At 32.4% G+C, this 13,797-nt stretch carries 17 protein-coding genes; 6 read left to right on the top strand and 11 right to left on the bottom strand.

From position 1 onward, the window contains the following. Together A9G38_RS12235 and A9G38_RS12840 are read left to right on the top strand one after the other, a co-directional pair. Nucleotides 1–495, top strand: a 495-nt coding sequence (locus tag A9G38_RS12235; protein ID WP_176713233.1) for a transposase, incomplete at its 5' end; no start/stop codon positions are given. Beyond that, complete coding sequence (locus A9G38_RS12840; protein ID WP_081297952.1) at nucleotides 482–733, top strand: integrase core domain-containing protein; 252 nt, start codon at nucleotides 482–484, stop codon at nucleotides 731–733. The genes A9G38_RS12235 and A9G38_RS12840, both read left to right, overlap by 14 nt. Nucleotides 734–1,014: 281 nt before the next feature. Here the strand turns inward: A9G38_RS12840 and A9G38_RS05770 are convergent, their stop codons facing one another. The 9 genes from A9G38_RS05770 to A9G38_RS05735 form a co-directional block, all read right to left on the bottom strand. After that, on the bottom strand, nucleotides 1,015–3,195 hold the full coding sequence (locus A9G38_RS05770) for a glycosyltransferase (RefSeq protein WP_051634309.1): 2,181 nt from the start codon (nucleotides 3,193–3,195) through the stop codon (nucleotides 1,015–1,017). A gap of 12 nt (nucleotides 3,196–3,207) precedes the next feature. Beyond that, on the bottom strand, nucleotides 3,208–4,014 hold the full coding sequence (locus A9G38_RS05765; protein ID WP_141671737.1) for a glycosyltransferase family 32 protein: 807 nt from the start codon (nucleotides 4,012–4,014) through the stop codon (nucleotides 3,208–3,210). Between the two features lie 19 nt (nucleotides 4,015–4,033). After that, the gene (locus A9G38_RS05760) at nucleotides 4,034–4,957 is read right to left on the bottom strand and encodes a glycosyltransferase family 2 protein (RefSeq protein ID WP_051634312.1); all 924 of its coding nucleotides are present in this window, start codon (nucleotides 4,955–4,957) and stop codon (nucleotides 4,034–4,036) included. Between the two features lie 360 nt (nucleotides 4,958–5,317). Next, nucleotides 5,318–5,416: an HTH domain-containing protein gene (locus A9G38_RS12835; protein WP_080702376.1), complete on the bottom strand. Its 99-nt coding sequence runs from the start codon at nucleotides 5,414–5,416 to the stop codon at nucleotides 5,318–5,320. A gap of 179 nt (nucleotides 5,417–5,595) precedes the next feature. Continuing rightward, nucleotides 5,596–6,627 carry a dTDP-glucose 4,6-dehydratase gene (gene rfbB, locus A9G38_RS05755; RefSeq protein ID WP_051634314.1) on the bottom strand — a complete coding sequence of 344 codons (1,032 nt, stop codon included), beginning with the start codon at nucleotides 6,625–6,627 and terminating at the stop codon, nucleotides 5,596–5,598. 2 nt (nucleotides 6,628–6,629) lie between these two features. Continuing rightward, the gene (locus A9G38_RS05750; RefSeq protein ID WP_051634316.1) at nucleotides 6,630–7,871 is read right to left on the bottom strand and encodes a sigma 54-interacting transcriptional regulator; all 1,242 of its coding nucleotides are present in this window, start codon (nucleotides 7,869–7,871) and stop codon (nucleotides 6,630–6,632) included. Next, the gene (gene nagZ, locus A9G38_RS05745; RefSeq protein ID WP_034914692.1) at nucleotides 7,852–8,895 is read right to left on the bottom strand and encodes a beta-N-acetylhexosaminidase; all 1,044 of its coding nucleotides are present in this window, start codon (nucleotides 8,893–8,895) and stop codon (nucleotides 7,852–7,854) included. The genes A9G38_RS05750 and nagZ overlap by 20 nt, the downstream gene beginning before the upstream one ends. Further along, nucleotides 8,895–9,530 (bottom strand): hypothetical protein, encoded by a 636-nt coding sequence (locus tag A9G38_RS05740; protein WP_034914693.1) that lies wholly within the window; start codon nucleotides 9,528–9,530, stop codon nucleotides 8,895–8,897. The genes nagZ and A9G38_RS05740 overlap by 1 nt, the downstream gene beginning before the upstream one ends. Nucleotides 9,531–9,536: 6 nt before the next feature. Beyond that, nucleotides 9,537–9,884 (bottom strand): HIT domain-containing protein, encoded by a 348-nt coding sequence (locus tag A9G38_RS05735; protein WP_034914696.1) that lies wholly within the window; start codon nucleotides 9,882–9,884, stop codon nucleotides 9,537–9,539. A gap of 414 nt (nucleotides 9,885–10,298) precedes the next feature. Here A9G38_RS05735 and rpsF point away from each other — a divergent pair, with 414 nt between their 5' ends. Genes rpsF through rplI form a run of 4 tightly spaced genes read left to right on the top strand, consistent with a single transcriptional unit; the run spans nucleotide 10,299 to nucleotide 11,678 of the window. Next, a complete protein-coding gene (rpsF, locus tag A9G38_RS05730; RefSeq protein ID WP_034914699.1) occupies nucleotides 10,299–10,682 on the top strand; it encodes a 30S ribosomal protein S6 in 384 nt (127 codons plus the stop codon). After that, a complete protein-coding gene (gene priB, locus A9G38_RS05725; protein ID WP_034914702.1) occupies nucleotides 10,666–10,974 on the top strand; it encodes a primosomal replication protein N in 309 nt (102 codons plus the stop codon). The genes rpsF and priB overlap by 17 nt, the downstream gene beginning before the upstream one ends. A 4-nt stretch (nucleotides 10,975–10,978) precedes the next feature. Then, complete coding sequence (rpsR, locus tag A9G38_RS05720; protein WP_025314965.1) at nucleotides 10,979–11,206, top strand: 30S ribosomal protein S18; 228 nt, start codon at nucleotides 10,979–10,981, stop codon at nucleotides 11,204–11,206. Nucleotides 11,207–11,228: 22 nt separating this feature from the next. Continuing rightward, nucleotides 11,229–11,678, top strand: a complete 450-nt coding sequence (rplI, locus tag A9G38_RS05715) for a 50S ribosomal protein L9 (protein ID WP_034914705.1) — start codon at nucleotides 11,229–11,231, stop codon at nucleotides 11,676–11,678. Between the two features lie 53 nt (nucleotides 11,679–11,731). Here the strand turns inward: rplI and ggt are convergent, their stop codons facing one another. Further along, a complete protein-coding gene (ggt, locus tag A9G38_RS05710) occupies nucleotides 11,732–13,393 on the bottom strand; it encodes a gamma-glutamyltransferase (protein ID WP_442902860.1) in 1,662 nt (553 codons plus the stop codon). Nucleotides 13,394–13,550: 157 nt separating this feature from the next. Next, on the bottom strand, nucleotides 13,551–13,797 hold a 247-nt coding region (locus A9G38_RS05705; protein WP_141671703.1), incomplete at its 5' end, for an integrase core domain-containing protein.

Below are 13,797 nucleotides of genomic sequence, written 5' to 3'. Positions count from 1 at the left end.
CGTAAAACGTGGGCACAGCAACTACAACAAAATCATTCTGTTACTATAGCTATGAGCTGCGCTATCGTTGGCTTAAGCCGTTGTGCTTACTATTATCAACCTAAGTTACAGGATGATTCGGTGATTGTTTCGGTATTGAATGCTATCACAGACCGGCATTTAAGCTGGGGCTTTCCTAAATGCTTTAATCGTATCAAAAAGCTCGGCTATAAATGGAATCATAAACGGGTGTATCGGGTGTATTGTGAATTAAAGCTTAATCTCAGGGTAAAGCGTAAAAAACGTATTCTTCCACGATGCCCAGAAAGGTTATTAGTCCCCAATAAACAAGGTGAATGTTGGTCAATGGATTTTATGAGTGACAGTAGCCGTAATCAACGTCGCTTTAGGACATTCAATGTTATCGATGACTTTAATCGTGAGGCGTTAGGTATTGATATTGCAGTAAGCTTACCAGCAGGAAGGATTACCCGTTACTTAGATAAACTGGGCTAAACCACATGATATAACCATTGATTATATCCAGCTCGGTAGCCCTTATCAAAATGGCTTTATTGAACGATTTAATCGTACCTATCGTACTGAAGTACTCGATTTATATCTTTTTAACAACTTAGCACAAGCAAGGAGAATAACCGAAGAATGGTTAACGATTTATAATACCGAAAGACCGCATGAGGCATTAAATAACATGACACCGATTGAGTATAAAACACTAAAACAGGCAGCATGATTTTCTACGTGAGTTGTGTACTAAGTTTGGGGTATTTACATAGTTAAAGGCACAAACAGCTTCAATCGGACTTTCTATAGTACGTTATAAATGGCCTAGCGACTGATCATAAAGCGCTTAGCCAAATGAGTGACCGTTATTTTTTCTTAATGATATAAACGCCATATCTCTTTTCTGTGATAAGGCGTTAGTTTTGTTTTTATGTATATTCATTACAGTAGTTTCTCAAATTACTGAAAATAACACTAAAAATTCCTATAACTTATAAAATATAAAAAAATTCAATGATACATCTTTTTTATTTTAAGAAGGTAATCAATTGCTTCTTCAATTTCACAAATAGTTTGAGTCTCAGGATTAACATAATTACAGTAAAGAATATATGAAATATAAAATAATTCTTCTATAGAAAGTTTTCTTTTTCTTCGAGGTAGGGAAATTTTATCAATCGTTAACCCCCATCCTGCATAAAAAGGAATTCCATAAACATATACGAGCTTACCACTCATTAATGCCTCTAAACCTATTATATCATTATGTACATGAATCTCATCCATTTGATTTACCAATTCAAATGGATGAACATTATGATGTTTAAAATACTTTATAGTTAAATCCGCATCTAAATTAGCCAATATACTTTTATAGCGTTTTAATTGTTTCTCACAACAATTGTTAGAAAATTTAATCACAATGTTCGCATTTGGGTTATTATAAATAACTTCATTAAGCATATCTTCAAAGGAATAATTTACTTTACAAAATTTCTTATAAATTTCATGTTCAGATTGAACAACAAGTATATTTTTTTTATGTTTTTCTTTATAAATATTAGAAAGACCTTCGAAATTATTATATTTAGATATTTTTTCTTTAATGATTTTGTTAATAATATTTTTAGATCTCAGTAACTGTTTTTCATTAACAATTTCTGTATTTAAAAGATCTTCTAGATCAGTTGCCATATTACCATCATTAAAATAACCTCGGCTGTCTATTACAAATGAAATAGCAGAACAAAAAGTAGTCATTGCTGAACTATAAGGAGGAAAAATATTACTTATAAAGCCAGTGTATATATAATAAAATAGCTTATTTTCTTCCACAGCAATTTTTGCTGCCTCCAAAATATCTTGATTTTCAAATGAAAATACAGCATTAGATTTATTAATATCATCAGTTAAATTAGCTATTACAGATAAATTCTCAAAATAATATTTAAATTGATTTAAATTCATTTGATTAAAGAAAATCAAATTATTTTTATTAGATAAAAAATTCCCTTTTTTTTGTGTAAGAATGCTTGAAACAAGTATTTGTTGTAACTTTGACAATTCGTTATATAAATTATTAAATTTATCGTTTATTTCTTTTGAAATCTTTTCCTGTTTGTTTTTAGTTTTTAGCTTTTTTCTTTTAATTTTCATTCCTAATAAACATAAAGTAGTGTTACTTGACGAATGGTATAAACCAAATAAACGCTGCTTTCTCGTAATATACTCAATATATTTAATCTTATAATATTTTTTTTTCGATAGGGCTCTAAAAAAACGGTTTCGAGGATATAAAGAGGTTAAAGAAAATTTGTTAACTATATTTGTCGATTTTTTTAATACACTCTCAATATTTTTATGTGGCGTATGATTTATTTCATCCCAAAAAATTCGTTCAAAAAACTTTTCTAATATTAAAACTACTTTATAAAATAAATTCCATTTAAAAATGAAAGTTAGAAGTTCTTCGAAACACAATAATCGATCTAACTCATGATTTAATCCATTAATTTTAGATTTAGAAAGTTTTAAAGTTAAATTCATAATTGAATTTTTTCTGCTTAGATAATGATGAAGTTTTTCAGGCATAAAGTATGCAGAATTACACATTAATGCATATGACCAGAAAAAAGGATTATCTTCATATAATTTACCTTCTGGAAATCTTATATGATAATCTTGGATAATCGAAAGTTTATATATTTTATTCCATGCACAAACGTCCAAAAATTGGATAACATAACTTGTTAATTTAACTAAACCACTAAATTTATGTTGAAAATATTCTTGATTATAACGTTCGCAATCATTATCTTCCATTATCAGATTTGTTGAAAAATGTACAAAATCTACTTCATCACTAACAAATCTCGATAAAGCTAACTCATATGCATTATTTTCAACATAATCATCAGAATCTAGAAAAGTAATAAAATAACCATTAGCATAATCAATTCCCATATTTCTTGCTGATGATAACCCACCATTAGTTTTATTAAGAATTTTGACTCGGGAATCTTTATCTGCATATTCTTTTAGAATAAGATGTGAATTGTCTTTAGAGCCATCATTGACACAAATAATTTCAATATCTTTTAAGGTCTGGTTAATTAGACTATCCAAACATTTTTTCAAAAATTTTTCTGTATTATAAACAGGCACTATGACAGTCAATTTAGGTTGCAACATCGAGTATCCTATTTAAACAATAATAAATGCATATTTCTTTTTCTTAAAGGAAAAAGAAACTAATATTTTATTTGGTATTATTTCTTTATTCAATCTAACAAATTGTATTTTTTTGTTAATCCGAAATTTGACTTTAAATGGTTGTTTAACCTTGATTGGAATAATTACATTATCAGTATCATCTTTCCAAGAAACATAGAACTGGTGTACACAATAATTTAAGTATCCTTCTATTTCTTCGCAAAAGTAATATGATGGGAAAATAATTTCTTTAGGAGAAATTTTTAAAGTATTAAATTTATCAAAAGGTTCAGAAACCAAATTTTTATTTCTTAAAATCGTCGTTATTCGCTCAACATTAGTTGTAAGATCCAGCTCACCATTTTTAATAAACCTATCGTGCTCGTAAGTATCCAAAATTTCTTTAACAAAATCATTACTCTTAGATGCCCCTAATGTTGCAGTTGAAATAGGATGAATTATTCCTCTCCAATTTTCATAACAAGAAAAGAACTCCAATTCTAAAAAAGAATTAAAAGAATCAAAAAATTGTGATAAGGTAATATCAGTATCTAAATATATACCGCCTTCAGTCCATAAAGCATATATTCTAAAATAGTCAGATACAAATGCAAACTTTCTTACCTGGTAAGCTTCTTTTACATATCGGTTGTTGTTTGCTAAATGAAGATGATTATCATTCCATTCTACAAATTTATAATCAGGAAGCTTTTTTTTCCAATTAGCTATATTATCAAGAACTTTTTTTGGTTTAGGATTATCACCAAACCAACAGTAATGAATTATTCTAGGAATCATAGTAAATAAAAAGACCTCATCATTTTTTAAAATAACCAAACAAGAAAATACTTAAAGAAAAACAGTATATTCTTTTCATGTAAGACTTGGGTAAATTTGAATTTTTCAATAACTTTAACAAGGCTTCTTTAGTAACATCTCCCCCCCACTGCAAATGCTTTCTTATCATAAAAAAAATAGCATTATATTTTCTTATATTAAGCCCTTTATTAAACATATATTGCAATATTGAATAAATTACTTTCGCTCTATCAATATTATTTCTTCTTTGGACTTCTGGATCAGGGTTATTACATTGTGAATTTTGATTAAGTTTATTATAGATATAATATGTTTTTTTTGTATAAACTAGCTTTTGAGAATTAATTAAATATAATGAATTAAAATAAAAATCTTCAGCAAAACCAAAATAATTATCGGACTCAAGGAATTTAAGGTTAAGCCTTCTTATCTCACTTAAATTATATAATTTAGCATAAGGAGCAGGAAAAGAATCAATACTCAACATATGTATGATCTCTTTTATTTTATTTAATGATAAACTCTCCTGTTCGAAAAAAAAACTTTTAGTTAATCCTTCGTGCTTTTGGTGATAAATATCACAAAATACGCAATTTACACCATCTTTATACATTTTAATTAGCTCTTCAAAATAATTATTAGGTATAACATCATCAGAGTCAATAAATGTAAGTAATTTACCTTTTGCTTTATCAATACCCAAATTTCTAGCTTTATGTGATCCCCCATTCATTTGATAAAAATACTTTATTCTTGAGTCAAACTTAAACTGCTCACAAATAGCTTTCGTAGAATCAGAACTTCCATCATCAATTATAATTAATTCGTAATCAATAAATGATTGAGAAAGTATATTATTTATACAAGAATACGCATAATTTTCTGAATTATACATGGGCAAAACAACTGAAAGTAATGTCATATTTAATCCTACTTAAACACTTTACTAATCTGATTAAACCCAAAATTAAAAAAATATAGAAAAGACGTTGTTTGTTTAAAAAATGATGTTCTATTTTATAGAGCTTAGTAAGCTTAAGTCAATACACTTAATAATTTGAATTGTAGAAAAAACAAGGTTGTTTTCACTTCATAGCTAAAATAATTCTCTCGAAACTCATAAGGCGTTTTCCCCGAAATCGCTTTATGGGGTTTAACTATATTATGCTTATCGTATTAATTTATCTTCAATGAACTTTCCAACCTTAACCAAACGTTTAATTCCATAACAAATGGTTTTATAACGTTCATTCTTACTGGTTAAAGGCACAAAAAGCTACGATCAGGCTTTCTTTAGTACATTGTAAATGGTAGGCCGAGTAACCATAAAGCGTTTTGCCAAATCAGTGACCGTTATTTTTCTTTGTGATATAAGCACCATATATCTTGTCTGTGATAAGGCGTTAGTTTTGTTTTTTATGTATATTTATTACAGTAGTTTCTCAAATTACTGTAAACAGCACAAGTGATTCATACAATAAAAATTAATTCTTATATTGCTAATATAAAAACACCATTATTATAGGCTGGCATGACAATCGGTACATTAGGTAGCATAAGTTATCCTTGAGTTTCTATATTATTTAAATACCATTCAATAGTTTTTCGCAATCCACTTTCAAACTTTTCTTGTGGCTTCCAGTTTAACTGTTTTTGAATTTTCGATGAATCGATAGCATATCGATAATCATGGCCAGGTCTATCAGATATAAATTGAATTAAATCTTGATATCGTTTGATTCCATTTGGGCGTTTTGGAATAAGTTCATCCATCATTGAGCAAATAATTTGTACTGTATCTAAGTTCGTATATTCGCTATTTGCACCAATATTATAAGTCTCGCCAATTTTACCTTTATTTAAGACAGAATATATAGCTTTGACATTATCTTCTACATATATCCAATCACGTATTTGTAAACCATCGCCATAAATGGATATGGGCTTGCCTGCCAGTGCCTTAAAAATTACAGATGGAATCAGTTTTTCAGTATGCTGGTAAGGTCCATAATTATTGGTACTATGTGTTATAATGGTTGGTAACTCATATGTGCGATACCATGCTTTAACTAAATGATCACTTGATGCTTTAGAAGCGGAATAAGGACTACTTGGTGAGTAGGGTGTTACCTCTGTAAAAAATGATTTCGTACTACCTAGATCACCATAAACTTCATCAGTTGATACATGGATAAAACGAAATTTCTCTTTATTCTCATCAGACAAATTATTCCAATAATTTCGAGAAGCTTCTAAAAGTGTAAAAGTTCCTATAATATTACTTTCAATAAAAACAATAGGACTGGTTATTGAATTATCTACATGGCTTTCAGCCGCTAAATGAATCACAGCATCGGGGTGATATTGTTGAAATACACGATCCAATGCTTGTCGATTACAAATATCAACTTGTTCAAAAATATATCTTTCACTGCTAGAAGCCATTGCTAGCGAGTTCAAATTTGCCGCATAGGTTAATTTATCAATATTAATGACATGATCTTGAGTATGTTCGATAATATATCGAATGACAGCAGAACCAATAAATCCAGCTCCTCCTGTTACTAAAACTCTTTTAGTGCTATTAAACAAACTTACCGCCCTATCCCATAATCTCTCAACTTATTTGCAATCGCCGTATGCGACACACCTAATCTTTTGGCCAGCTTTCTTGAGCTTGGGTATTGATCATATAATTTTAATAAGATCTCTTTTTCAAACTGTTTAGTTATTTCATCAAGAGTTTTATTTTCAATATTGTTGACCCACGATAATTGCGATGTGATTGGAGTCGGTAACACAATGTCTTTGACCGTTAACCTAGGCGAAGTCAATTGCGCTAATGCCGAATAAAGTATGTTTTTCAGTTGCCTTACATTACCTGGCCATGAGTAACGGGTCAAATTATCAATAACATTATCGTCAATTGTTGGTGATATGATACCTTGTTTATTGGCATATTCATTTACAAAAATATACGTAAGTGATTCAATATCGTCTTTACGCTGTTGTAAAGAAGGTAAATTAAGCGATAGTACGTTAAGTCGGTAATAAAGATCTTTTCTAAATTTACCTTGTTCAACCAAATCAGCTAAATCGACCTTTGTTGCACAAATAATTCTAACATCGACATAAACTTCATCATCATCACCCACACGGCGGAAATAGCCATCATTGATAAAACGTAATAATTTAGTTTGCATTTGAAACGACATTTCATCAATGCCATCAAGCAATACTGAGCCACCGTTGGCTTGTTCAAAAAAGCCTTTTTTACCTTCAATAGCGCCAGGATAAGCACCAGCTGCATGCCCGTATAATTCACTTTCAACAACCTCATCAGGCATAGCTGCACAATTTAATGCTAGAAAAGCCTGATCGCCACGTGAACTGTATTGATGACAAGCATTAGCAAGTAAATCTTTACCTGTACCAGTTTCGCCAGAGATAAGCAATGGTTCTCTTTGCATTGAGAATGCTTTAGCTTGAGCGATAAGTTTTTGCATGACTAAACTTTGGCTGGCAAAAATATCAAAAGCTTGAGAACCAACAACCTTTATTTTTGATAACCTTTTTTTTAAATACTCAATTGGTTGTAAAATAAATATTGTTTTAGATGATTCCATCACTTTTTGCAATAAAACGTGCTGAGAATCTAACACAATAATCGTATCATCTTGTCCATCTATATTTATTGTATTATCAAGATTGAAGACCTTTTGATAATTAAAGGGTTGATTTAATACTAAATCGTTTTGAGCGAATAGTGCTCTAGCTACATGATTATAGGTAACCAGAAGTTGGTCATTATCCATTTCAATGATTGCTGCTTGCATACTCTGTCCACTTTTCATTAAGTTTTAATAAATTATCACGACGATATTGCCACTCAGAACTTTTTGTTAATTCTACATAGGTGATTTTTGTATTGGTTAATAAACATTTTGCTTTATCTGATGTTAAGGAATTAATCTTATCTAATGCTGCTAATTGGTCTAAAATAGCTAATGTCCCTTGCCTATTATTACAAGCTAAAAGCAGATCGCAACCTGCTGATAATGCCGTTTGGGCTCGCTCAGCATAATTACCCATTATTGAAGCACCTTCCATTGATAAATCATCAGAAAAGATTACACCATCAAAATGTAATTGCTCACGAAGCACTGTTTTAAGCCAATATGGCGAACCGCTAGCAGGTTTATTATTAAAAGCAGGATAGATAACATGAGCAGGCATGATTGCATCAAGTTTTTTATCCGCAATCAATTTGGCAAAAATTTGCATATCAAGTTCGATAAGCGACTTTTCGCGATAATCTACAGGCGTTTCCTTGTGTGAATCAGCAATCACATGACCATGCCCAGGAAAATGTTTGCCCGTAGTTTTCATACCTGCAGCATGCATACCATCAATCATAGCGGAAGCAACGTGATAAGCAACATTGACATCTTGATGAAAAGAACGTGTACCGATAGCAAGACAATCGTAACCTAAATCTAAAACGGGTGCATAGCTAAGATCGATATCAAAAGCAATAAGTTCCATAGCCAGAACCCAACCGGCATCAAAAGCTAATGATTTAGCTTGTTCAAGATCATTAAGAACCGCAAAAGATTGCGCTGGAGGTATAGAAGTAAAACCGTCTCTAAAACGCTGAACACGCCCTCCTTCATGATCGACCGAAATTAATAAACGCTGTGAAGAGGCAGCTCGAATCTGTTTTATCAATGCCATCAGTTGAGCTTGATCTTGATAATTACGACTAAATAAAATCACCCCTGCAATCAACGGATTTTGCAACAGTTTTTTATCTTCTTCAGTTAATGCTAAACCTTCAACATCAATCAACAATGGTCCCATTATTTGTTGTCCTCAATAACTTTATTTGTTTCCTTATTGATATCAGACTGCTTAGGAAAATCTTTAGATGCAAATCTGGTTAGGATTTCTCCACTTTGTGTTGAAATTAATTCCATTGCCAGATCGACATCATTGCTTGCACTTGGTACTTTATATATTGTGGTGAAAAGAACATAGCTAGCATTTATCGATTTAGCCAGTCCAATCATCTTACCTCGTGATACCAACTTATCATCAGCTGAAATCCCCAATGATTGTTTAGCTTGGCTTATTGTCTGTCTATCTACTACTGTAAACGTATTTTGCTTATGCATTAACTGATGTAATGCTTCATCTATTTGATTATTTGCAAGATAATCACCACTCCGGTTTTGAATATCACTAATAAAAATAAGTTTATTGTCTGAATTTGAAAGTGGCACATTAACTAATTTCTTGATAAATGGTGATAATACCGAATTCCAATCAGTCTGTTTAGCAATTTCAGGAGGCATTTCAATCACACCAGTATCATCAGGCTGAGTAACATCTACAGGTGGTTTCACCTCAACTTTTTGGGTATTACTAATAAGGTGGCACCCCGTTAAAACAAAAACCAGTGAACTTGTAACAAATATACGCTTGATCTGTTTCATATATGATTAACCTATTAATCTACCAAGATTTTTACCACCTAATAAATGCATATGAAGATGAAAAACTTCTTGCCCTGCATCTTTATTACAATTCATGATTAAACGATATCCACTTTCATCAATACCTTCTTGTTTTGCAATTTTGGCAGCAACTACCATCATATGCCCAATGATGGTTTCATCTTCTTCCTTAATATCATTAACGGTTGGAATTAGTTTATTTGGGATAATCAACACATGAGTCGGCGCTTGAGGAGAAATATCACGAAATGCTGTCACCTTATCGTCCTGAAAAACAATATCAGCGGGGATTTCTTGTCGAATAATTTTACTAAAAATAGTTTCCTGAGCCATCAAACCTTTCCTCTTACTTATATAGTTATACAAACATCTACTAATAACAATTCTATTGCACGAAAGCATATCATATTTTACTAACAAAAATGTATAGAAATCGTTACATTTTACAATGCATTTTTACAACCACAAAAATCGGTCAGGAAAGGTATTGATTTTATTGAAGTTTTTCCTGCTTTTTTTTTTGACATTTTTCAAAAGAATTTCATAAAAAACAGTCATAAAAACAGATACTTCCTATCAACTAAAAGTGACACTGTCTTACAAAGAATCTTGGCATATTCATTTGTCAAACCCAATAACTTGATATATAATGCCTTGTCGATTTCAACCGCCTATTTTTCATGTTCCTTGCTTTCAATGGGTTGCGGTTGCCCCGACAGAAAGCTGATTAATCCGTAGGGAGCGATAATGCGTCATTACGAAATAGTATTTATGGTTCACCCAGATCAGAGTGAACAAGTACCTAGTATGATTGAACGTTATACTGGTACGTTAACCACTGATGGTGGCAAAATTCATCGTTTAGAAGATTGGGGTCGTCGTCAATTAGCCTATCCTATCGAAAAACTGCACAAAGCACATTACGTGTTAATGAATGTTGAAGCAACTCAAGAAGCTGTTAACGAACTTGAAGATAGCTTCCGTTTCAATGATGCAGTAATTCGCAGTTTAATTATGCGCACAAAACACGCTGTAACTGAAGCTTCACCTATGTTAAAAGCCAAAGATGAACGTCGTAGTTCTGAAGAAGATTTTAACGAAGTAAATATGGACGATGATTCCGACGAATAATCGTTTAATGTTATCGGGTATTGTAAAAAAAACTCCGATACGAAAAATCAGTCCAAGTGGGATCTCGCATTGTCAATTTTATTTAGAACACGTTTCTAAACAAATCGAAGCAGAACTTACAAGACAAGCATGGTGCATAATGCCTGTGATTGTTAGTGGACAACAAAAGCTAAGTTACATAAAAAAAGGCAGCAAAGTTTTAGTTAGTGGCTTTATAAGCACACATACTAAACGCAACCAAACAAGCCAACTTGTTTTACATGCTGACCAAGTTAAACTATTAGGAGAATAGCCAAATGGCACGTTATTTCCGTCGTCGCAAATTCTGCCGTTTTACTGCAGAAGGCGTTAAAGAAATTGATTATAAAGATGTTTCTTTATTAAAAAGCTATATCACAGAAAGTGGTAAAATCGTACCAAGCCGTATCACTGGTACTAGCGCAAAATATCAACGTCAATTAGCTCGCGCAATCAAACGCGCTCGTTACTTGGCATTATTACCATATACTGATAATCATCAGTAATTAGCAACAGAGGGAACATATAATGCAAATTATTCTACTCGATAAAGTTGCTAATTTAGGCAGCTTAGGTGATCAAGTTAATGTTAAAGCAGGTTACGCACGTAACTTTTTAATTCCACAAGGTAAAGCTGTATCAGCAACTAAAAAGAATATCGAATTCTTTGAAGCTCGTCGTGCTGAATTAGAAGCTAAGCTTGCAGAAACATTGAAAGCAGCTGAAGAGCGTGTTGCTCAAATCAATGCACTTGGTAAAGTAACTATTACTTCTAAAGCCGGTGATGAAGGCAAATTATTTGGTTCAATCGGTACTCGTGATATCGCTGATGCTGTTAAAGCTCGTGGTATTAAAGTATCAAAAAGCGAAGTTCGCTTACCAAATGGCGTACTGCGTACTACTGGTGAACATGAAGTGTTCTTCCAAGTACACAGCGAAGCATTTGCTAAACTTATTGTTGATATTATTCCTGAATAATTATCCAACAATAAACACAAAAAGACCCGTCATTATAGCGGGTCTTTTATTATCTATTTCACAATAATTGATTTACCTCGACCTCGAATATCTGATACGGCTTCGGGTTTATTATCCGTAATTTTTATGGCTTGAATATCACCGCTAAAATCTTGCTGTTTAAAATGATAACCCATCTGTTTAAGTTTATCTTTTAACTTCTCTGGCACTTTATTTTGAAAACGCTCAATAAAGATAAGATTCGCTGGTAATAGTTGATGATGATAACGCGGAGCATCCATTGCCGCTTTTAATGACATATGATTATCAAAAACATTTGTCACAACTTGAAAGATTGAAGTGAAAATTCTTGAACCACCTGGTGTACCAATGACCATTGCAACTTCGTTATCTTTAATAAAAATACTTGGTGTCATAGAAGATAAAGGACGTTTATTTGGTTCTATTGCATTAGCATCTTTGCTCACGACACCAAATTGATTAGCAACACCTGGTTTACTACTAAAATCATCCATTTCATTATTTAGAATGATACCAGTGCCTTCTATTACAACAGCAGATCCAAACCAACCATTAAGTGTATAAGTATTCGATGCGGCATTGCCCCATTTATCCACAATCGAAAAATGTGTAGTCTGTAACTTTTCACGATTATTATCTAAACCTGGTTTAACTTTTTCAGTAATCGAAATCGCTTTTGGATTAACTTGTTTCGCTCTCTGCACTAAATAATTAGTATCAATCAATTCAGTGACAGGTACAGAGATAAAATCAGGATCTCCCATATATTCGGCTCGATCAGCAAAAACACGTTTTTCTATTTCTGCTAACAAGTGAATATATTGCGCTGAATTTACTTTTACCTCTTTGAAATCATTCGCTAAATATTGTTTCATTAATAATAATTGAATTAAACCAACACCTCCTGAGCTTGGCGGTGGAGCAGTAACAATCTGCATATCATGCCAGTTAGCAATTAAAGGATCTCGCCATTTAACCTTATAATTTGCTAAATCATTTTCAGTAATTAAACCTTCATTTTTCTCCATCTGTTGTGCAATTAATTTAGCCGTTTCACCTTTATAAAATCCATCGCTACCTTGCTGGGCAATACGATCTAAAACTTTACCAAGCTCAGGTTGTTTAAATATTTTCCCTTCTTGCATTGAACCAAAGTATTGCTTAAAGTGACCATTAGCAGGCGCAAGTTCTTGTGCCTCTTGATAACGTTTAACTAGTTGTTTGTCTACAACAAATCCTTCATTGGCAAATCGAATAGCTGGTGCTATAACCTCTTTCCAAGGTAATTTACCAAAACGCTGATGAACCGCCCACATACCAGCAACAGTTCCAGGCACTCCCGATGCTTTGTAAGAATATAAACTCAAATTAGGAATCACATTTTTATGATCATCAAGATACATATCTTTATCAGCTTTACTTGGTGCAACTTCACGATAATCAATAAAATAAGGCTTACCGTCCATCCAAAGAGTCATAAAACCACCCCCACCAATATTACCCGCTTCAGGATAAGTAACAGCAAGAGCAAATGCGGTGGCCACCGCAGCATCGGCTGCATTTCCACCTTTTTCGAGCACTTCTTCGGCTGCCTTTGCACCATAATAATCGGGCGAAGCAACTGCGGCAGCTGTTAATTTTTGTGTTACGTTTTCGACAGCTAGTACTTGTTGGCTTATCAGTAAAAATACCATAAAGTAGCAATACTTTATCAATTTACGTTTAAGAGAAAACATTTTGTACCTCCAAATTAAAGTATCATTTATCGTACTCACTTAACACCAAAATACATAAAGCATATTAATAAATCATGCAACAATATGTTAAGGGGGATGGAATGGCAACACATTTTCAAACAAAAAAATTAAGGGGTAAGTGTTTTTTAAATTCAATGGGAGGCAAGTAGCCTAACGAAGAATGTAATCGTTTATGATTATACCAATAGGCATAAGCCGAAAAAGCGCGTTGTAACTCAGCCGTTGAGTTGAAACGTTGGCCTTTTACAAATTCCGTTTTAATTGTTTTAAATGTCGCTTCCGCTACCGCATTGTCATAAGGACATCCTTTCTTGCTTAATGAATGCGTGATATTAAATGTC

This window comes from Gilliamella sp. Imp1-1 (assembly GCF_001690415.1).
Taxonomy (GTDB): domain Bacteria; phylum Pseudomonadota; class Gammaproteobacteria; order Enterobacterales; family Orbaceae; genus Gilliamella; species Gilliamella bombi.
The sequence above is the reverse complement of the archived record's forward strand: the minus strand, read 5'-3'. Positions and strand labels throughout refer to the sequence as shown.

What these genes read in the sequence shown, in the direction of transcription:
- rpsF (WP_034914699.1), top strand. Translation starts at nt 10,299, where the DNA reads ATGCGTCATTACGAAATAGTATTTATGGTTCACCCAGATCAGAGTGAA.
- A9G38_RS05770 (WP_051634309.1), bottom strand. Translation starts at nt 3,195, where the DNA reads ATGTTGCAACCTAAATTGACTGTCATAGTGCCTGTTTATAATACAGAA.
- A9G38_RS05750 (WP_051634316.1), bottom strand. Translation starts at nt 7,871, where the DNA reads ATGCAAGCAGCAATCATTGAAATGGATAATGACCAACTTCTGGTTACC.
- A9G38_RS05735 (WP_034914696.1), bottom strand. Translation starts at nt 9,884, where the DNA reads ATGGCTCAGGAAACTATTTTTAGTAAAATTATTCGACAAGAAATCCCC.
- A9G38_RS05740 (WP_034914693.1), bottom strand. Translation starts at nt 9,530, where the DNA reads ATGAAACAGATCAAGCGTATATTTGTTACAAGTTCACTGGTTTTTGTT.
- nagZ (WP_034914692.1), bottom strand. Translation starts at nt 8,895, where the DNA reads ATGGGACCATTGTTGATTGATGTTGAAGGTTTAGCATTAACTGAAGAA.
- rpsR (WP_025314965.1), top strand. Translation starts at nt 10,979, where the DNA reads ATGGCACGTTATTTCCGTCGTCGCAAATTCTGCCGTTTTACTGCAGAA.
- priB (WP_034914702.1), top strand. Translation starts at nt 10,666, where the DNA reads ATGATTCCGACGAATAATCGTTTAATGTTATCGGGTATTGTAAAAAAA.
- A9G38_RS05760 (WP_051634312.1), bottom strand. Translation starts at nt 4,957, where the DNA reads ATGACATTACTTTCAGTTGTTTTGCCCATGTATAATTCAGAAAATTAT.
- rplI (WP_034914705.1), top strand. Translation starts at nt 11,229, where the DNA reads ATGCAAATTATTCTACTCGATAAAGTTGCTAATTTAGGCAGCTTAGGT.
- ggt (WP_442902860.1), bottom strand. Translation starts at nt 13,393, where the DNA reads ATGGTATTTTTACTGATAAGCCAACAAGTACTAGCTGTCGAAAACGTA.
- A9G38_RS12835 (WP_080702376.1), bottom strand. Translation starts at nt 5,416, where the DNA reads ATGGTGCTTATATCACAAAGAAAAATAACGGTCACTGATTTGGCAAAA.
- A9G38_RS05765 (WP_141671737.1), bottom strand. Translation starts at nt 4,014, where the DNA reads ATGATTCCTAGAATAATTCATTACTGTTGGTTTGGTGATAATCCTAAA.